Source organism: Polyangium sorediatum (assembly GCF_029946465.1).
GTDB classification, from domain to species: domain Bacteria; phylum Myxococcota_A; class Polyangia; order Polyangiales; family Polyangiaceae; genus Polyangium; species Polyangium fumosum.
Genome location: NZ_JARZHI010000001.1, coordinates 487,676 through 505,895, shown reverse-complemented (window position 1 = coordinate 505,895; position 18,220 = coordinate 487,676). Strand labels below are relative to the sequence as shown.

At 68.4% G+C, this 18,220-nt stretch carries 16 protein-coding genes; 4 read left to right on the top strand and 12 right to left on the bottom strand.

The features are described 5' to 3' along the window. Window positions 1-35 precede the first annotated feature (35 nt). Both QHF89_RS02085 and ku read right to left on the bottom strand, forming a co-directional pair. Window positions 36-1,883, bottom strand: a complete 1,848-nt coding sequence (locus tag QHF89_RS02085) for an ABC transporter ATP-binding protein (RefSeq protein ID WP_136965385.1) — start codon at window positions 1,881-1,883, stop codon at window positions 36-38. A 54-nt stretch (window positions 1,884-1,937) separates the two neighbouring features. Further along, window positions 1,938-2,849 carry a non-homologous end joining protein Ku gene (ku, locus tag QHF89_RS02080; RefSeq protein ID WP_284719923.1) on the bottom strand — a complete coding sequence of 304 codons (912 nt, stop codon included), beginning with the start codon at window positions 2,847-2,849 and terminating at the stop codon, window positions 1,938-1,940. Between the two features lie 30 nt (window positions 2,850-2,879). Between ku and ligD the strand changes: the two genes are divergently transcribed. Next, window positions 2,880-5,459 carry a DNA ligase D gene (ligD, locus tag QHF89_RS02075; protein ID WP_136965383.1) on the top strand — a complete coding sequence of 860 codons (2,580 nt, stop codon included), beginning with the start codon at window positions 2,880-2,882 and terminating at the stop codon, window positions 5,457-5,459. 6 nt (window positions 5,460-5,465) lie between these two features. On the opposite strand, the gene QHF89_RS02070 is transcribed toward ligD, so the two are convergent. Further along, the gene (locus QHF89_RS02070; protein ID WP_136965382.1) at window positions 5,466-6,428 is read right to left on the bottom strand and encodes a LysR family transcriptional regulator; all 963 of its coding nucleotides are present in this window, start codon (window positions 6,426-6,428) and stop codon (window positions 5,466-5,468) included. Window positions 6,429-6,664: 236 nt separating this feature from the next. On the opposite strand from QHF89_RS02070, the gene QHF89_RS02065 reads away from it, so the two are divergent. Continuing rightward, the gene (locus QHF89_RS02065; protein WP_136965501.1) at window positions 6,665-7,348 is read left to right on the top strand and encodes a DJ-1/PfpI family protein; all 684 of its coding nucleotides are present in this window, start codon (window positions 6,665-6,667) and stop codon (window positions 7,346-7,348) included. A 6-nt stretch (window positions 7,349-7,354) separates the two neighbouring features. On the opposite strand, the gene QHF89_RS02060 is transcribed toward QHF89_RS02065, so the two are convergent. From QHF89_RS02060 to QHF89_RS02050, 3 genes are all read right to left on the bottom strand, one after another. Beyond that, on the bottom strand, window positions 7,355-7,969 hold the full coding sequence (locus QHF89_RS02060) for a hypothetical protein (RefSeq protein WP_136965381.1): 615 nt from the start codon (window positions 7,967-7,969) through the stop codon (window positions 7,355-7,357). 13 nt (window positions 7,970-7,982) lie between these two features. Continuing rightward, window positions 7,983-8,417, bottom strand: coding sequence for an STAS/SEC14 domain-containing protein (locus tag QHF89_RS02055; protein WP_136965380.1), 435 nt, complete (start codon window positions 8,415-8,417; stop codon window positions 7,983-7,985). Window positions 8,418-8,540: 123 nt separating this feature from the next. Beyond that, on the bottom strand, window positions 8,541-8,987 hold the full coding sequence (locus tag QHF89_RS02050) for a hypothetical protein (protein ID WP_136965379.1): 447 nt from the start codon (window positions 8,985-8,987) through the stop codon (window positions 8,541-8,543). A gap of 177 nt (window positions 8,988-9,164) precedes the next feature. On the opposite strand from QHF89_RS02050, the gene QHF89_RS02045 reads away from it, so the two are divergent. Then, the gene (locus QHF89_RS02045) at window positions 9,165-9,398 is read left to right on the top strand and encodes a hypothetical protein (protein ID WP_136927420.1); all 234 of its coding nucleotides are present in this window, start codon (window positions 9,165-9,167) and stop codon (window positions 9,396-9,398) included. Between the two features lie 347 nt (window positions 9,399-9,745). Further along, window positions 9,746-10,690 (top strand): hypothetical protein, encoded by a 945-nt coding sequence (locus QHF89_RS02040; protein WP_136965378.1) that lies wholly within the window; start codon window positions 9,746-9,748, stop codon window positions 10,688-10,690. Between the two features lie 49 nt (window positions 10,691-10,739). Here the strand turns inward: QHF89_RS02040 and QHF89_RS02035 are convergent, their stop codons facing one another. From QHF89_RS02035 to QHF89_RS02010, 6 genes are all read right to left on the bottom strand, one after another. Continuing rightward, window positions 10,740-11,339, bottom strand: coding sequence for an SRPBCC family protein (locus tag QHF89_RS02035; RefSeq protein ID WP_136927422.1), 600 nt, complete (start codon window positions 11,337-11,339; stop codon window positions 10,740-10,742). Between the two features lie 138 nt (window positions 11,340-11,477). Then, window positions 11,478-12,371: a ferrochelatase gene (gene hemH, locus QHF89_RS02030; RefSeq protein WP_136965377.1), complete on the bottom strand. Its 894-nt coding sequence runs from the start codon at window positions 12,369-12,371 to the stop codon at window positions 11,478-11,480. A 54-nt stretch (window positions 12,372-12,425) separates the two neighbouring features. Further along, a complete protein-coding gene (locus QHF89_RS02025; RefSeq protein WP_136965376.1) occupies window positions 12,426-14,000 on the bottom strand; it encodes a DUF2330 domain-containing protein in 1,575 nt (524 codons plus the stop codon). A 58-nt stretch (window positions 14,001-14,058) separates the two neighbouring features. Continuing rightward, entirely contained in the window at window positions 14,059-15,978 is a 1,920-nt protein-coding gene (cysN, locus tag QHF89_RS02020) for a sulfate adenylyltransferase subunit CysN (protein ID WP_136965375.1), read from the bottom strand. A gap of 1 nt (window position 15,979) precedes the next feature. Next, entirely contained in the window at window positions 15,980-16,891 is a 912-nt protein-coding gene (cysD, locus tag QHF89_RS02015) for a sulfate adenylyltransferase subunit CysD (protein ID WP_136927534.1), read from the bottom strand. Window positions 16,892-16,991: 100 nt separating this feature from the next. After that, window positions 16,992-18,110, bottom strand: a complete 1,119-nt coding sequence (locus tag QHF89_RS02010; RefSeq protein WP_136965374.1) for a hypothetical protein — start codon at window positions 18,108-18,110, stop codon at window positions 16,992-16,994. Between the last annotated feature and the right edge of the window lie 110 nt (window positions 18,111-18,220).

Genomic DNA, 18,220 nt, shown 5'->3' with positions numbered 1-18,220 from the left:
CAAGATGAGACTACCACGAGTCTCGCGGCGAAAGCTCAAAGAACCTGCGCTCCCTCCACCGTCGGGACGATCGCCAATGCGTTGACCGACGGCGCCTTCACAACCTCCCCCCTCGCCCCGTCTCGCCCACCTTCGAGCTGCCGCTCCACGAGCTTCCGATAAAGCCCGCCTTGCTGCATCAGTGTCGCGTGGTCCCCACTCTGGACGATCTTTCCGTCCTCGATCACCACCACCCGATCCGCCCCCATCACCGTCGACAATCGGTGCGCGATGATCAGCGTCGTTCGCCCCTTCATCAATCGGTCGAGCGCTTCTTTCACGAGGTGCTCGCTCTCGGCATCGAGCGCGCTCGTCGCCTCGTCGAGCACCAGGATCCGCGGATCCTTCAGCACCGCGCGCGCGATCGCCACGCGTTGCTTCTGCCCGCCGGACAACTTCACGCCCCGCTCGCCCACGAGCGTCGCATATCCCTCGGGGAACTTCGACACGAACTCGTGCGCATTCGCCGCTCGCGCCGCTGCCTCCACCTCGGCCTCCGTCGCGGTTGTCCGGCCATACCGAACGTTGTCCGCCACGCTGCACGAAAACAGCATCGGCTCTTGCGACACAACCCCCACGTTACGCCGCAGCCATTCCGGCGAAAGCTCTCGCAAATCCTTTCCGTCGAGGGCGATCCGCCCGTCCGTCGGATCGTACAGACGCAGGAGCAACGCCGCGATCGTCGATTTCCCCGATCCCGACGGCCCCACGAGCGCCACCACCTCGCCCGGCGCGATCACGAGGTCGAGGTCCCGCAGCACGGGCAGGTCTTTCCGCGAGGGATACGCGAAGCTCACGCGCGAGAGCTCGATACGCCCCTCCACCGAACCCGGCCGCGCGCCTTCCGTGAGCGGAATCGTCGGGGGACGATCGATCAATTCGAAGACCCGCTCGGCCGCGCCCGACGCCCGCATAAGGTCAGCCCACAGTTCGCTGATCCCGCCGAGCGAAAACGCCACCATCAGCGTATAAATCAAGAACGACGTCAATCCGCCGGGCGTCATCGCTCCCTGCGAAACCAGCCGCCCGCCGTACCAGAGCACCAGCGCGAGCGCCGCGAACGCCGCGAACGACGAGACGCTCATGAACACCGAGCTCGTCACGATGCGCCGCCATACCACGGCGAATGCGTCCCATACTGCCGCCGCGTATCGCTTCGCCTCCGTCGTCTCCGCGGCGAACGCCCGCACCGTCCGGATGCCCGCGATCGTCTCCTCCGCGACCTCGTTCGCCCGGGCGAGCGCGTCCTGCGCCTCGCGCGACAGCTTGCGCACCCGGCGCCCATACGCCACGGCGCCGAGCGCCACCGGCGGTACCACCCCGAGCATCACGGCCGTGAGAATGGGTGACGTGTAGACGAGGAAGCCGACGCCGCCGAGCACCTGCGCCGCGAAACGCAAGCCCATCGAGATGTTCACGCTCACCGCGTTTTGCACGAGCGTCGTGTCCGCCGCGAGCCGACTCGTCAGCTCGCCCGTCTTCCGCTCGTCGAAGAACGCAATCTCCTGCGCGAGCAGGTGCTCGAAGAGATCCCGCCGCAGGCGCGTCACCACCCGCTCGCCTGCGCTCGTGAAGAGCACGAAACGCAGCGCCGTCGCGCCCGCCTGCACGGCCGCCACCAGGATGAGCGCGAGCGCCGCGCGATCGATCGTCCAGAAGCCGCCCGCCTGGCCCACCGCGCGATCCAAGATCACCCGGAATGCCTGCGGGACGAGCAGCCCCATCAGCGTGCCGATGACGAGGAACACGGTCCCGCCCGCGAGCCGAGCGGTCTCCGGACGAGCGAGCCCGAGCAAGCGGCCGAGCGACGCATCCTTGGCGGCAGGTTTGTCCGGATCTCCCATGATCCGGCCTATGTACCACGGAGCCCGCCCGCCGACGACGCTGCTCGCTCTTCGTTATCCTGCTTTCCTCACGCGCTCGCGCGGCGCGCGCCTCGGCGCGGCCTTCTTCACCGACGGACGCGCGCGCTCCTCCTCGGCAGGTGCCTCCTCGGCCGCAGGCTGCTCCGCTTCCTTCGGCGCGGCCGCGGGGACCTTTTGTTTTGCAGACAAACTCTGCTTCAACGCCTCGAACAGATCGATGATCTGCGCCTGCGGCTCGGCCGGCGGCAGCGAGATCTCCTGCCCTGCCGCCTTCTTCTCGATGAGCCCCATCAACCGCTCTTGGTATTCGTCGTGGTAGTTCTCCGGGTGGAACGCATCGGTCGACAGCTCGCCGATGAGCCGGTCCGCGAGATCCTCTTCTTGCGGCCGGAAATCCACCTTGGCCGGCGACGCGATCTCCTCGAACGGCCGCACCTCGTCCGCGTAATACACCTGGTGCATGAGGAGCCCGCCCTTGTACGGCCGCAAAAGGACGAGCTGATCCTTGCCGCGGACGCCATACCGGCCGACCGCGAACTTCTTCGTCCGCTCCATCGCGCCCGCGAGCAGCTTGTACGCCCGCGCGCCGCCCTTGTCCGGGCCCAGGTAATTCGTCTTGTCGACGTAGAGCAGGTCGACGGTCTCGGCCGGGACGAACTCCACGATATCGATCCGGTCCGTCCGCTCGGCGCGCACCGCGTCGAGGTCCTCGTCCGTCACCTCGACGTATTGCTCCCGCGCGTACTCGAACCCCCGCATCGTGTCCGATCGCTCGACCACCTCGCGGTCGTACGGGCAAAACAATTGTTGCTTCACCCGGGTCCCGCATTTCTTGTGAAGCATGTGGAAACCGACGCCGTGGGAAGACGTGGCCGTGTACATCTTGACCGGAATGGAAACCAGGCCAAACGAGATGGTCCCCGTACCCGTGGATCGCGCAGCCATACGCATCGATCCTTGCAAAGGTCGTGGACGATGCCGAAGGACCCTGTGGACGGATCGGCGAAGCTCGACGCATACCGGAAAAAGCGTGATCCCGGGCAAACCCCCGAGCCTTTCGGAGGGCCGGCCAGCTCGCCCGGCGCGACGCGGGAAGGCGCGTACGTCGTGCATCTACACGACGCTCGCCGCCGCCATTACGACCTGCGCCTCGAGGTAGGCGGCGCGCTCGAGAGCTTCTCCGTGCCCAAGGGGCCCACGCTGAACCCGGGCGAGCGCCGCCTCGCCGTCCGCACCGAGCCGCACCCCCTCGAATATCTCCATTTCGAGGACGTCATCCCCGAGGGCAATTACGGTGCCGGACCCATGATCGTGTGGGACGCCGGCAGCGTTCGGTACCTGGACGAACCCGCCGAGGAACAGTTACACAAGGGCAAACTCGAGTTCGAGCTCTCGGGCCACAAGCTCCACGGCCGCTTCCTCCTGATCCGGCTGAAGGACTCCGAGAAAGACTGGCTCCTCTTCAAGAAACACGACGCCTTCGCGGCGCCCGGCCGCGACATCGTCCAGGAAAAACCCCGCTCCGTCCTCTCCGGCCTCGACATCGGCGAGCTCGGCCATGCCTCGGACATCGCCTCGGAGCTCGAAGCGCGCGCCGCGGCCCTCGGCGCGCCCGTCGGTTCCATCGAGACAACCATGGTCCCCATGCGGGCCTGCCCGGCGCCGAAGGGCTTGCTCGGCTCGAACTACATCTTCGAGCTCAAGCTGGACGGCGTCCGCTGCATTGCCCGGAAAAACGGCGCGGACGTCCTCCTCCAATCGCGGACCCTCCGCGACGTCTCGCGCGTCTATCCCGAGGTCGCGCGCGCCGTCGACAAACTCCCCGCCGCCCGCCTCGTCCTCGACGGCGAGCTCATCGCCCTCGACCAGGCCGGCCAGCCGAGCTTCCAGCGCCTCGCCCAGCGCATCCACCTCGCGAATCGCGACGACATCCGCCGCGCCGAGACCCGGATCCCCGTCCTTTACGTGGTCTTCGACCTGCTCGCGATCGGCGACCGCGACCTGCGCCGCCTCCCGCTCCACGCGCGCAAGGAGCTCTTGCAAAGCCTCGTCCGCGCGCCCGGCGAGATCCGCACCCTCGACAGGATCGAGGGCGACCCCACCCTGCTCTTCGATTTCTGCCGCGAGCGCCGAATGGAAGGCCTCGTCGCCAAGCGCCGGGACGCCCCGTATCGCCCCGGCCCCTCGCGCTCGTACGACTGGATCAAGCTCAAGTGCGAGCGCGACGACGATTTCGTGGTCGTCGGCTACACCCTCGGCGAAGGCGGCCGCGCCCGGCTCGGCGCGCTCGACGTCGCGGCCTACGAGGCCGGCGAGCTGCGCTACCGCGGCAAGGTCGGCAGCGGCCTCGACGCGAATTCCATCGAAGCCCTGCTCGCGCGCCTCACCCCCTTGCGCACGGACAAACCCACCACGCGTGGCCCTTACAACGCCGCGCCGCGCGGCCGCGTCCACGTCCGCCCCGAGCTCGTCGTGTCCGTGCGTTTTTCCGGGTATACCGACGACGGCAATCTCCGTTTCCCGGTGTTTCGCGGGATCCGGGACGACGTCGCGCCCGAGGAGTGCGTGGCCTCGCCGCACGCCGATCGGGAGGAGGCCGAGATCGAGCGCCTCGCGGCGGAATCCACCCCGACGGGCGGCGCCGCGGACGAACCGGCCCGGGTCCTTGTCACCAATCCCAACAAGGTCCTCTTCCCCGCGGACGGCATCACCAAGCAGGACATCGCCGATTATTACGCTGCCGTCGCGCCCGTCCTCCTGCCGCACCTCCGCGACCGGCCGGTGATGCTCGTGCGGTATCCCGACGGCATCATCGGCAAGTTTTTTTATCAATGGAACGTCCCTGCGGGCTTGCCCGCCTGGGTGCCCACGCTCCGCGTCCGCCTGCCGGGGCGCGAGGACCTCCTCGAAGTCTTCCACATCCGCGACGAGGCCACGCTCCTCTACGTCGCGAGCCTCGGCGCGATCCCCATGCACGTGATCGCCTCCCGCGTCCCGCACCTCGAAGAGGCCGATTTCTTCAACATCGACCTCGACGTCAGCGGCGGGACCTTCACCCACGTCATCACCCTCGCGCGCTCGCTCATGGATCTGCTGAAACAGATCGGCCTCACGGGTTTTCCCAAGACCTCCGGCCAATCGGGCCTGCACGTCCTCGTCCCGCTCGGCCCCGCGATCTCTTACGAGACGGCACGCGCGCTCGCCGATCTGCTCGGGCATATGCTCGTCCGGAGACACCCCGACATCGCCACCATGGAGCGCTCGAAGCAGCGCCGCGGCCCGCGCGTCTATGTCGATACCGGACAAACCGGCGCGTCGCGCACCATCGTCGCCCCTTACGCCGTACGCGCGGTCCCCGGCGCGCGCGTCTCCACGCCGCTCACCTGGGACGAGGTCGACGACACCCTCGATCCGCGCGCCTTCGACATCCGCACGGTCCCCCGCCGCGTCGCGCGCATCTTCGACCCCATGGCGGCATTGCTCACGGAAACCCCCTCCGTGCTCGCGGCCATCGAGCGGCTCGAAAAACTCGCCCTCGGCCGCCACGTCGCCTGATCCCCCTCACGGACGCTTCCGCGCGGACGGCTCCGTCGACACGAGCGCCCCCGGGCTCCCGCGCCCCTCGCGCGCCGTCGCCACGATGTAATCGATGAGCGCGCGCGCGGGGCGCGAGGGCTCCACGCTCTTCGGGTAGAGCAGCGAAAACGGGCGGCTCTTGCCGCGAAACGAACCCAGCACCTCGACGAGCGCGCCGCGCGCCACGTCCTCCTCCACCAGAAAGTCGTACACCTGCACCAGCCCCACCCCGGCGCGCGCGAGCGTGATGATGCCGAGCACGTCGTCCGAACATCGATAAGGCGCCTCCGGCTCGAACCTCTCCGGCGCGGGCACGAAGGTCCACGGGAGCACGCGGCCCGAGCGCGGCATGACGAACGCCACGCAGGTATGCTCGTCGAGCTCGCCGGGCGTGCGCGGCGCGCCATGGCGGGCGAGATACGAGGGGCTCGCATACACGCCCAGCGCAAAATCGCCGAGCTTGCGCGCGACGAGGGTCTTGTCGTCGATCGTGCCCATCCGGATGGCGAGATCGAAGCCGTCACGCACGAAGTCCACGTTCTGGTTGGAGACGTTCACCTCGACGCCGATGCCGGGATACCGCTCGCGAAATGTGCCGAGGGAGGGCAGCAGGCGGTGATGGCCGTACGTGGTGGGCACGCTGATGCGCACGCGCCCCTCCACGGCCTTTTTTCCGCTGGCGAGCTCGCGTTCGCCCGTGGAGAGGAGCGAGAGGGCCTGCACGCAGAGGTCATAATAACGGCGCGCCGCGTCGGTCGGCGCGAGGCTGCGGGTGGTCCTGCGGAACAACGTGACGCCGAGGGCGCGCTCCAGCCGGGCGACGCTCCGGCTCGTGGCCTGCGGGGTGACGGAGAGGGCACGCGCGGCCTTGGTGAAGCTGCCGGTCTCGTACGTGCGGCAAAAGGCTTCGAGGTTGGGGAGCGTGCCCGCGAGGCTCGGCGCCGTCATCGTTCAACACGATAGTACAAATGCTTCGACGCGGGGTCGTCTACCGAACGCCCACGGGGGCGATTATCAAGAGGGGCATGTCGAACCCCGAAACGGAGCAGCCGGTCGCTGGTCGCACCCGGCCCGTGTGGCTGCTCGCCGCGGCCCTGCTCGCGGCGTGCGGCGGACCGGCCACGTCCTCCGCGACCGCGAAGGACGTCGTTCCCGACAAACCGGAACCCAAGGAGGACCCCGTGATGAAGCCTGTTTTGCTCGCGATGACCAGCCACGACAAGAAGGGCGACACCGGCGAGAGCACCGGCGCCTACCTGCCCGAAATCGCGCATCCGTACGCGGTGTTCACCCGGGCGGGCCTCGTCGTCGAGTTCGCCTCGGTGCGCGGCGGGCGTGTCCCGCTCGACGGCATCGACCGCGCCGACGCGGTGAACGCCGCCTTCCTCGACGATCCCGAGGCGACGCGACGCTTGCACGAGAGTTTGCCGTCGAGCGCGGTGGATCCCTCGCGTTACGCCGCCATCTTTTTCGCCGGCGGGCACGGCGCCATGTGGGATCTCCCGGACGATCCGAGCTTCGTGAAGGCCACGGCGCGAATCTACGAGGCGGGCGGCGTGGTGGGTGCGGTTTGCCACGGCCCCGCGGCGCTCGTGAACGTGCGCCTCTCGGATGGCGCGTACCTCGTCGCCGGCAAGCAAGTGAATGGCTTCACGAACGAGGAGGAGCGCGCGGTGAAGCTCGAAAACGTGGTGCCCTTCCTGCTCGAAGATCGCCTCGTCGCGCGGGGCGGGCGCTTCGTCGGCGCGCCGAAATGGCAGAAGCAGGTGGTGGTGGATGGCCGCTTGGTCACGGGACAGAACCCGGCGTCCGCGGCCGGCGTCGCCGAGGCCATCGTCACGCTCCTGCGCAAAGAAAAGACGCCCTGATCCCCCTCAAGGCCGCTTCCAGGCGAAGGCCTCCGTTGGCACGAGCGTCACGTTCGTCAGGCCGTACTTGTCCTGCAGGGCGAGCACCCGCTCGGTCGCCACGAGGCAACCGCCGAATCCCCAGGGCACGAAGACGTCCTCGCCGCTCCACGTCGGCTCGTCGATCGTCATTCCCTCGACCAGCATGACCTCGGCGCCTCCCATGCATTGCAGGCAATCGGGTTCGCCCTCGCGCACGACGCGGCTCCGCTTCGGGTCGATCTGCGTCATTCCGTATCCAGCCATCGCGAGGTGATACCGCGCATGCGGCGCGGCCGACTCCGGGTGCACCTTCCGGATCTCGACCTCCTTCAGCCCGTGCAGCCCCGAGAGCTTCTCCGCGCGCCATGCTTCGAGGAAACGCTCGGAGATCAGCAAATCGAGGCCCGACGCGAACGCCACGTCCCCGAGCGCCTCGCCGCGCGCCAAAAGCTCGGCGCGGAGCGGCGGGATCCATTCCTTTTCCGTGAGCGCACGCCCGCAGGCCGGGCACGTGAGCCCCTCTTTGAACGAGGGTTCGAGCGGCACGAAGGCCGTCTCGTGGCTCGACCCGGCGCCGCTCTGCAAAACGAAAAACCTCATGGCCCCTTGCCTCTCATGACGAGCTACCCCCGCCTCGCCGCTCCGCCTCGACGTATGCCCGCGCCTCGGCCTCGGTGGGGAAAAAAGAAAGCGGCCTCATTTGCCGGCTCGGACGCAGAAGCGGGATCGCCTTCATCACGAGGTTCGCCACGAGCCGCTGGTGAAAGTTGCCCCCGAACACGACCGTGGCCCGGAGCCACCGTGTGGCGTCGAGCGCCAGGGGGAACTTGCGGGCGTCCGGGGTCACCTGCCCGAGACCCGAGATATCCGAGAGCCAGAAGATCGGCCGCCCCGCTTTGCCGGAGAGCGTTTCGATCCGTTCGAACATGGCCTGCGTATCGGAGAGGCTGACGTCGCCCACGACACGAATGACGAAGAGGTCCGGCGCCTCGAATCGATACCGATGCGCCCCAAGCGGCGTCCAATCCTCCGACGACTCTTCCTTCACCGCGCCTCCATACCTCGACGTACCCTCCCCCCATACCTGGAACCCCTCCCCCCCTCGGGAAACATACCGACTTGCGCAACGGCCGGCCAGCAAAGCAGGAATGCGGCCGCCGCAAGAACGCCCCTACGACGCGCCGTTCTGAGAACGCCGCTGCGCCTCGACGATCGCCCTCGCTTCGGCCTCCGTGGCGCAGAAGACGACCTTGTCCGTCCCCCGCTCCGGCTTCAGGACGTGCAGGGCCTTCGTCACCATGGTCGCGAGGAGCCGCTGGTGAAAGCTGCCCCCGTAAACGACGACCCCGCGCAGGAGCGGCTTGAGGTTCCGCTCGAGGGAGAGCTTGCCGACCTCCTCACGCAGCTTCCCGAGCCGCGAAATGTCCGCCATCCAGAAGAGCTGCCTCCCCGTGCGCGTCGCGAGCTCCTCGACGAGCTCGAACATACGCGCCACATCGACGCCGGAGACGTCGCCCTGAACACGGCTGACGAAGAGGTCCGGCGCCTCGAAGCGAAACCCGTGCGGACGCCCCGCCCGGAGCGGCCACCAATCCTCACGAACCTCCGGCTTGACCATGCCTCGGCGCACCTTCCGCGTACCGTGAGACCTCGTCCGCGCGAGGGAAGATACCGACTTGCAGCGTACGCGGGCTAGCAAAGTGGAAACTCGGGTGCCCACCCGCCGGAACGCCTGCCCGTGGATTCACGCGGTCGTGGTATGAGGGGGGCGAACGCACCCAACGAGGAGATCATCATGCGACGCGCCCTCCAAACCATCGTCCTCACGTCCTTCCTTGGCCTCGTCCTCGCTGCCTGCGGCGGCTACTCGCAGGAGGAGGCGCAGACCAAGTGCGACCTCGAACGCACCGCCAAGGCCGCCTGCATGAACGACGCGGCCTACCAGCAGTGCATGAGCTGCTTCGAGGAGTGCGGCGACACCTGTGCCATCGCCGAGTCCTGCCCGCTCCAGTACATCTGCTCCGAGTAACTCTCCCCACCCGTCCGCCCCTCGGACCCGCGCGGTGGTTTGGAGCACGAAACCCACGCGCGTCGAAAAAAGAACGGCCTCGTCGCTTTCGTTCGGACGAATGGCCTTCTCGACACATGCATCTAGGAAAGCAGGGGAGGTCTGATCGGCGCACGCCGGCCCGGCCTCCCTTAGGAGCAAGCCCCCAGGAGGGCGGTTCCGTCCTACCGCCCTGGTCACGATCCACTCGCCGCTGTGCACCTGGCCAAACCAAAAAGTGCATACGCCGAACAGAGTCTCGTTGCCTCGGCCTTTGGGACAGTGAAACCTTCCTGAGGTTTGCCCCGTCCAACGCGCTGTACGACGCCATGACCTTCGACCCCTTCCCCCACGACGAGCCGCCCGACACCCGCCACGACGCACCCACGAAGCGCGCGATGGAAGGGCTCTTCGCCGACGAAGTCGCGTCGAGCGACGGCCCCGCGACCCGCGCCATGAGCCCGGACGAACGGGAGACGGCGCTGCTCGGGCACGAAGAAGGTCGATACGGAGGCGACGCGGAGGCCTGGGACGACGACGAACCCGCCGAGCCGGTCCTCCCCGCGGCGTTCGCCGACTCCGACGATGACGACGCGGCGCTCGCTGCCCTCGCCGAATTGTCAATACGGTCTGATCGGAAGACGTTACCCTCGGCACGCTTTACCCACCTCGGCGAGCCCCGGGCTCCGGGCCCATTTGCCGACCTCGGCTGGGAAACCTCGATGTGCGCGGACGAACCCGCGACCTCCTGGGACGAAACCCCGATCCCGGCCTCCGAGGAGCCGCCTGCCTCCTCGCCTTCCATCTGGGGACGTGTGCAGCAATTCGTCGCGCGCCTCGCGATGAAGCGTACGCCGCCGAACCCGGCGGCCTCGCACGCGCGGAGCACGGCGCGCGCGCTCGCGGACCTCGTATGGACGATGGAGGACACGGACCTCGAGGTGCTCGCATCGCACATCGAGCGCGTGGTCTCGTTGCGCCAGCTCGGCCCCGAGGCCTACGCCGAAGCGAGGATCCTCGACGCCCTCGGCACGCTGGAGTCGGAGGACCGCGCCGCGGGCGGCATTCCGCTTTCGGCGCTGCGAGCGCACATGCCGGAGGTCTCCCGCAGTGCGCTCGACACGGCACTCTTGCGCCTGGAAGAACGCCGCTTCCTCGCGCTCGCCCCCGCGGAGGACGTACCGGAGCGTGATGCGCTGCGCGATCCGAAGCGCGGGCTCCTCGGTCGATGCGCGCTCCTCGCGTCATCTACGTTGGGGGGCTCGCGCAGCTAACGCTGCGCTCTGCCCCCCAAACCCCCCGGGGCCTACCGTACCCCGCCGATTACTTCAGCTTCGCCGCTTCGTCCCCGACGCGCTCGAACAGCTCCGGGATCGCCTTCTTCTGTGCGGCTTCGCGGATCCAGCCAGGAAGGGCGGTGTTCGGCTCGGCGTGCACCGTGTACACGAGGAGGCTCTTCTTGCCGCCGTCGTGGGGCTTCACCTCCCAGCTCCCCTCGTTGAACTTGTAGTCGCCGCGCAGGAGCTTCCAGCGCCGCGACATCCCCTTGTCGCTCACCTCGTGCACGGCCTCGGTCACGGCCGTCAGGTTCGAGAGCGGGAAGGGCATCGCGATCGTCACCTCGCAGGTGTGCTTGTTCCCGTCCTGCTTGACGAGCTTCGACGCCTCAATGCGCGGCATGCGCTTCTTGTAACTCGCGCACTCCGAGACCACCTGCCACACCTTCTCGGGCGGCTGATCGATCACGGCCTTCGCCACGACCTTCGGCGTGTCGCTGCCTTTCACCTCGACCATACGGATGTCGGGCGGCGCCGAACCTCCGGCGGCGGCTTCGGGTCCGAGCAAGGTCATGCCGACAAGGGCGGCGCCTCCGAGAAGCGCGAGGGCGCGACGCGCGAAGAGGGACGTTCGTTCGCGTTCCATCTGTGCGGGCCTCCGATCGTGACAGATCGAGAACTACCAGCGGAGCCGCATCCAGGACAAGCCCTTGCAGCACGGAAGCACGCAAAGTTCCCGACCGTTCGCCATGTACGTTTTCCGGAGGGCTGTCGCCGCCAAACCCTACCGGTCGAGCTCCCGCCGCACGACGGCCTCGATCGCGTCGACGAAACGCGGCCGGTCGCACACCGCCTTGGCCCGGTAGAACCGCCCGAGCCCCGCCTTCGCGGCGATCTTCGGCGCCTCGATGTCGAGGTCGTAGAGCGTCTCCACGTGCTCGGCGAGAAACCCGATCGGCGCGACGAGCACCGAGGTCGCGCCTTGGGCCGCGAGAGCGGCGAACGTCTCGGCGAGGTCCGGCCCGAGCCACGGCTCGGCGCTCGCGCCCTGGCTCTGGAACGCGATACGCGCGGAAAAACCCCGCGCTTCGAGCCGCGCCGCCACGGCGCCGGCCATTTCGCGGAACTGTGCTTCGTACTTGTCCCCCATGGCGATCACCCGGCGCGGCAGGCTGTGCGCCGAGAGGACGATCGGCACCGCCGTCCGCTCTGCCTCGGGCACGGCAGCGAGCGCCTCGTCGATCGTCTCGACGAACGCGTCGATCAGCGCGGGCTCCATGCCCCAGGCCGGCACCGCGCGGATGGAAAGCTCCGGGTGGCTCGCGGCGGCCTCGCGAACGGGCCCGTGATACACGTCGACCGATTGCGGCGCGAGCGGGAGCGACACGATCGTCCGCACGCCCTTCGCGACGAGCCCGGGCAGGACCTCGCTCGGATACGGATGCCAGAGCCGGCCCGAGACGACCACCGGAATGCCGATCCGCGCTTCGAGCGCGCGCGCCTGCGCCTCGGTGATGGCCATGAGCGGCGAGCCGCCGATCACCTCGAACCGGTGCGTGACCTCTGCGAGGAGCTCGGGCGGCGTCGGGCGGCCCCGGCGGATGTTGTTCAGGAACGCGGGGATGTCGGCGGTGCGGGAGACGGTGCCGTGGCAGGAGACGAGGACGGCGGTCGACATGGGGCGTGTGTATAAGGCGAACGAAGTCCGCTGGCGAGCGGCCGGAGCGCGTGTCTACGACCGGCCCGCCCGCCTGCGCCTGAACAGGCCTCCGACCACCGCCAAAAACCCGAGGGCCATGCCGGCCGAGCCCGTGCCGGCCCCGGCCGCCTCGCAGCCGCATCCGCCGTTTTCCTCGAGCGCACTGCATTGGCAAGCCTCGTATCCGGTCCCGTTCTGATTGCAGGCCTGCGCCCCTGGAGATCCACCCGGACACGCGCATTCGACCTGCTCGCCCGGAATACACACCCCGGGGTTTGCCCCGCTGCCCCCCATGCCGCCGCTCCCCCCGTTTCCGCTCGGCATTCCTCCCGTGCCGCCGCTGCTGCTCCCCATGCCGCCCAGGCCACCCATACCGCCCATACCGCCCAGGCCGCCCATACCGCCCATACCGCCCAGGCCGCCCATACCGCCCATACCGCCGGTCCCACAGGGCTCAGGGCATGCCGGCGGGGTCCCCTCGGTCGCGCCGTCCTTCACCACGATCGTGCTCGGCACGGCAGTTTGATTCGCCGATGCTCCCACGGTGAGGTCCGTCATCAGGCCGTCGGGCGCAAGGTTTCCTTCGAATCGCGTCACCCAGGTCGCGTTTGGGTCGAGCCCCCCGAAAATCGCATCCAGGTCAGCCATGCAGCCGCTCGAAGCCTCGGCCACGTCCTGCCCCCAGCCGCTCGCCGCGGGTTGCGAGGTGGCCAAGGCGAGCATGTCGCTCTTGAACGTGTTCACCGGGAAAGGCGCGGCATACTCGACGACCCACCCCTTCCCACCGACGACGTTGAAAGCATCCTGTCGCAGCGACATGTAGTTGCTCGTCCCCGTGTCCCAGTTCCAAAGGAGATTGTCCAGAGAAACGGTCACCGAGGGCATGTTCTGGGTATCGGCGCGTGCGCTGGCGACGACGTAGAGCCGCGTCGGCAGGGCCATCGGCGCACCGGCCCGCGAGAAGCGCATCGGCAACGTGGGAACCGAGCCTTGCAGCGTGACGCGAATCGGGCGCGTCACCGTCACGCCCACGGGCGGGACGACCTTCAGCGCGAAGAAGCCATATCCCTGCACGATCGCGAGGGAATCGATGAGCGTCGACGTCCCGGCATCCACGGCGAACCCGTTGGTCGCAAGCCAATCTTTGAGGGCTTGCGGGTCGCCGGGTTGCAGGAAGGCGGTGTTGTAGGGCCCGACCGTCTCCCGCGCGGAAACGGCCTCCGCGGGCATTCCACCGCCCCCGCCCCCTGCGCCGCCCATGCCCCCCGTCCCGCAGTCCGAGGGTGGACAAACGAGCGGCGGCGGCGCAATCACCGTCTCCGTGACCACGTCGAGATTGTTGAAAAGTGCGTCGGAGGAGAGATCGATCGTGGCAGACGCCGGCACCGGCAAGACCCACGCGAACGACTCCGGGACGGGCGCGAACTCGACCTGATCGACGACCGTCGTCTTCTGCGCGGAAGACACGAGCAGCGTGCGGTGCCGCGTGACCTTCGAGGACCCGAGCGCCGACACGAAATACCCACTCGTCGCCGTCGCAGCGGGGGCATGCCCGGCGGCCAGCGCAAAGAGAGAGGCGGAAAGGATGTAGACGGGGGCACGACGCATGACGCCATCGGAACACACTCCCGACGCCTGTCAACGCCGACGACGTGGTGCTACGCACCTACACGATGCGCCCTCGCCGTCCGAGCTCCCGCACGATTCGCTCGGCGCATTCGGCCACGCTCAATTCATGGCTCGGCAGGACGAGATCCGCGTCCTCGGGCGGCTCGTACCGGAAATCGAGCCCCGGCACGTTCGACACGTTGCCCGCCGCGGCATCCCGATAAATCCCGCTCCGATCGACCTCGCGGCACCATTCGAGCGGCGCAGCGAGGTGCACCAGGAAAAACCGCTCCGGGCCCACGAGCTCTCGCGCGCGCTGCCGAACCGCGTCCTCCGGCGCGACCAACGACGCCACGCAAAGCAGACCCGCGTCATTCAGGAGCTTCGCGACCTCCATCGAGCGGCGCAGGTTCTCCGAGCGGTCCGACGCGGAGAAGCCGAGGTCCCGGTTCATCCCGTGCCGCATCGATTGCCCGTCGATCGCCACCACCGCGCGGCCGAGATCAAAAAGCCTGCGCTCGACCTCCCGCGCCACGCTGGTTTTTCCGGACCCCGCGAGCCCCGTGATCAGGATCGTCGTGGGCCGCTGCCCATACCGTTTTTCCCGCTCCTCGCCCGTGACCGCGCTCTCCGCCCGCGTGAGCCTGCCTTGCGCCGGATCGTCCCAGCGCCCTTCCCCGCTCTCGACGATCATCCCCGCGCCGACGGTTCCATTCGTCACGCGATCGATCACGATGAACGCGCCCGTCGCCCGGTTCTTCGTGTACGCGTCGAACAAAAGCGGCCGGCTCGTGCGTAGCTCCACGCGCCCAATCTCGTTCAGCGCGAGCGCCGGCGCGTCGCTCTTCTCCAGCGTGTTCACGTCCACGCGGTGCACGATCCGCGTCACGCTGCCCGGCGTGCGCAAAGGCCCGTGCTTGATCCAGTATTCGCGCCCCGGCACCATCGGCCGCTCGTCCATCCACACGAGCATCGCAAGCACGCGCGTCGAAATCTCGGGCCGGTTGTCCGCGTGGCACAAGACATCCCCGCGGCTCGCGTCGATCTCGCCTTCGAGCGTCAACGTCACCGACATCGGCGCCGCGGCCTCCGCGAGATCCCCCTCCCACGTCACGATCCGCGCGACCTTGCTCGTGCGCCCGGACGGCAGCGACACCACCTCGTCGCCGACCCGCACCGATCCCGAAGCGATCGTCCCGGCAAACCCCCGGAACGCCTGGCTCGGCCGGTTCACGTATTGCACGGGGAACCGCAGGTCCACCGTGTTCGACGCCTCGTCGAGCGGCACCGTGTCCAGCAATTCGAGCAGCGGCTCGCCCTCGAACCACGGCATGGCCGCGCTCTTCTCGACCACGTTGTCGCCCGCGAGCGCGCTCATCGGGAGGAACCAGTGGTGCCGGTCCGGCAAGAGCGCCGCGAAATCGAGGTAGGCGCGCCGGATCTCCTCGAAGACCTCCCGCGAATACCCGACGAGGTCCATCTTGTTCACGGCCACCACGACCTTGCGAATCCCGAGCAGGCTCGTGAGGAACGCGTGCCGCTTCGTCTGCGTCGTCACGCCCTTGCGCGCGTCGATCAGGATCACCGCGAGCTCGGCCGTGCTCGCGCCCGTGGCCATGTTGCGCGTGTATTGCTCGTGGCCCGGCGTATCCGCGATGATGTACTTGCGCCGCGGCGTCGAAAAATACCGATATGCGACGTCGATCGTGATCCCCTGCTCGCGCTCGCTCTTCAGCCCGTCCACGAGCAACGCGAGGTCGATCGCGCCGCCCTGCGTGCCGAAGACCTTGCTGTCCTTCGCGACGGCCGCGAGCTGGTCCTCGTAAATGCCCTTCGTGTCGTGCAGCAGCCTGCCGATCAGCGTGCTCTTGCCGTCGTCGACGTTCCCGCACGTGAGGAAGCGCAAGAGCTCCTTCCGCTCGTTCCGCGCGAGGTAGGCCTCGATATCGGTCTGGGCGAGGTCTTCTTCGTGGCTCATCTCAGAAGTACCCTTCGCGCTTCTTTTCTTCCATGCTCCCCGACTGATCGAAATCGATCAGCCGGCCCTGGCGCTCGCTCTGCCTCGCGAGGAGCATCTCCTGGATGATCTCGGGCAGCGTCGTCGCCTCACTCTCGATCGCGCCCGAGAGCGGATAACAGCCGAGCGTCCGGAACCGGACGTTTTTGATCATCGGCACCTCGCCCGGCCGCAGCGGCAGCCGCTCGTCGTCCACCATGAGCAGCACGCCGTCGCGCTCCACCACCGGCCGCGGCGCCGCCAAATACAGCGGCACGATCGGCAGTTTTTCCTGGTGGATGTATTGCCAGACGTCGAGCTCGGTCCAGTTCGACAGCGGAAACACCCGGATGCTCTCGCCCTTGTGGACCTCCGTATTGTAGAGGTTCCAGAGCTCCGGGCGCTGGTTCTTCGGGTCCCAGCGGTGGTTCTTGTCGCGGAACGAAAACACGCGCTCCTTCGCCCGTGATTTCTCCTCGTCGCGCCGCGCGCCCCCGAACGCCGCGTCGAAGCCGTATTGGTCGAGCGCGAGCTTGAGCGCCTGCGTCTTCATCACGTCGGTGTGCACCTTGCTCCCGTGCGTGATCGGACCCACGCCCGCGCGCCGCCCCTCCTCGTTCGTGTAGACGAGCAGATCCACGCCGAGCTCGCCCTTCACGTAGCCGTCGCGATAGGCATACATGTCCCGGAACTTCCACGTCGTGTCCACGTGGAGCAGCGGGAACGGGAGCTTCGCGGGGTGGAACGCCTTCCGCGCGAGGTGCAGGAGGACCGTGCTGTCCTTCCCGATCGAGTAGAGCATCACGGGTCGCTCGAAGCACGCGACGACCTCGCGAAGGATGTGGATGCTCTCGGCCTCGAGCATCTTGAGGTGCGTGAGCTTTCCCTGGGCCATGCTGGTCTCGACGCGCTGGGTCAACGCCCGAGCGTCGGAGCAGAACATCGCGCGAACGCGGCGTCTGTCAAGGGCGTCGCGCCCTGCGCGGCGAGCCGGCTCACGCCGCGATCGAGCACAATCGATCGCGGAGCGCGGCAAACGAAGGCGCGTGGTGCCCGACGAGGGACACGGCCACGTTCGCCGCGCGCTCCCGCGTGGCGCGGGGCGCGTCGCTCGCGACGACCCGCAGCGCGAGCTCGGCTTCGAGCGGCACATCGCCGACGAGGCCCGCGAGCTCGAACGCGCGCACGGCAAACGCGGCGGGGACCTGGCCGAGCATCGCGAGCAGGCGCAAGGCGCGCGCCGCGAGCGCGAGATCGTCGAGCGACGCAGGAGAAGCCCGGAAGCGGTCTTCGAGGGCTTCCACGACGAACGAGGAGCGCGCCCGCGCCGCGTCGAGCTGCCCCGAAGCCGCGAGCACCTCGGCCCGCTTTTGCTCGAAGATCGGCCGCGTGGGCAGAGGCTCACGCGCGATGGCCGACGCGAGAAACACGAGCGCCTCGCCGAAGAGGCCCATCCGACCGAGCGCGGTCGCCGTCGCCTCGCGGCGGAAGGCGTCGAGCGCAGGGGAATCGTTCGCCTCGCGAACACGGGCGACGGCGAGGGCCACGTCGTACCGCGCGCCGGTGATCAAGGTCTCCAGCGCCGCGGCGATCGCCTCGGCCGCGAGCTTCGGCCCGAGCAGAGGCGCAAACGCCCGCACCTCGGCCCACCTTGCGGCCGTCACCACGAGCGGGCCCGCTTCGAGCGAGCCGCCGAGCGGCAAGGCCGCGAGCTTTTCGAATAAGAAAAGCGCCTCGTCGTCGTGGCCGAGTGAACCTTCGATTCGACCGAGTCCAAGCGCGGCGCGGAGCGCGAGGGCGAGCGCCGTGAGATCGCCATTTTGATCAAACGATGAAGCGAGCAGCGCGATCGACGCGCGGTAGAGGCGCCGCGCGTCGATCAGGCGGCCCAGCAGCGACGCGAGCCGGGCGGACTCCTCGAAGCAGAGGGCGAGATCCGGGAGGCGGCTCTCTCTCGCTTCGAGGGCGCGATCGAGGCGCGCCGTGATCTCCACGCACGCGGGCTCGATCGGCCCGCGCGGCGACCTTTCGCGCGGGGCCAGGAATTCGTCGCAAAGAAAAGCGCTCGGCCCGCCGCCCGGGGCGGCTGGCCATGCAAGAGCGAGGGCGCTCATGAGGGCCGCCTTTCAAGTTTCGTCCGTGTTCAGGCATTGCCTGGCGAAATGGCCTCCGAAGAGGCGTGCGCCCCCGGAGAGGCGCTATCGGGGCAAGGTCTCCCAGCCCC

What these genes read in the sequence shown, in the direction of transcription:
- QHF89_RS02085 (WP_136965385.1), bottom strand. Translation starts at nt 1,883, where the DNA reads ATGGGAGATCCGGACAAACCTGCCGCCAAGGATGCGTCGCTCGGCCGC.
- ku (WP_284719923.1), bottom strand. Translation starts at nt 2,849, where the DNA reads ATGGCTGCGCGATCCACGGGTACGGGGACCATCTCGTTTGGCCTGGTT.
- ligD (WP_136965383.1), top strand. Translation starts at nt 2,880, where the DNA reads ATGCCGAAGGACCCTGTGGACGGATCGGCGAAGCTCGACGCATACCGG.
- QHF89_RS02070 (WP_136965382.1), bottom strand. Translation starts at nt 6,428, where the DNA reads ATGACGGCGCCGAGCCTCGCGGGCACGCTCCCCAACCTCGAAGCCTTT.
- QHF89_RS02065 (WP_136965501.1), top strand. Translation starts at nt 6,665, where the DNA reads ATGAAGCCTGTTTTGCTCGCGATGACCAGCCACGACAAGAAGGGCGAC.
- QHF89_RS02060 (WP_136965381.1), bottom strand. Translation starts at nt 7,969, where the DNA reads ATGAGGTTTTTCGTTTTGCAGAGCGGCGCCGGGTCGAGCCACGAGACG.
- QHF89_RS02050 (WP_136965379.1), bottom strand. Translation starts at nt 8,987, where the DNA reads ATGGTCAAGCCGGAGGTTCGTGAGGATTGGTGGCCGCTCCGGGCGGGG.
- QHF89_RS02045 (WP_136927420.1), top strand. Translation starts at nt 9,165, where the DNA reads ATGCGACGCGCCCTCCAAACCATCGTCCTCACGTCCTTCCTTGGCCTC.
- QHF89_RS02040 (WP_136965378.1), top strand. Translation starts at nt 9,746, where the DNA reads ATGACCTTCGACCCCTTCCCCCACGACGAGCCGCCCGACACCCGCCAC.
- QHF89_RS02035 (WP_136927422.1), bottom strand. Translation starts at nt 11,339, where the DNA reads ATGGAACGCGAACGAACGTCCCTCTTCGCGCGTCGCGCCCTCGCGCTT.
- hemH (WP_136965377.1), bottom strand. Translation starts at nt 12,371, where the DNA reads ATGTCGACCGCCGTCCTCGTCTCCTGCCACGGCACCGTCTCCCGCACC.
- QHF89_RS02025 (WP_136965376.1), bottom strand. Translation starts at nt 14,000, where the DNA reads ATGCGTCGTGCCCCCGTCTACATCCTTTCCGCCTCTCTCTTTGCGCTG.
- cysN (WP_136965375.1), bottom strand. Translation starts at nt 15,978, where the DNA reads ATGAGCCACGAAGAAGACCTCGCCCAGACCGATATCGAGGCCTACCTC.
- cysD (WP_136927534.1), bottom strand. Translation starts at nt 16,891, where the DNA reads ATGGCCCAGGGAAAGCTCACGCACCTCAAGATGCTCGAGGCCGAGAGC.
- QHF89_RS02010 (WP_136965374.1), bottom strand. Translation starts at nt 18,110, where the DNA reads ATGAGCGCCCTCGCTCTTGCATGGCCAGCCGCCCCGGGCGGCGGGCCG.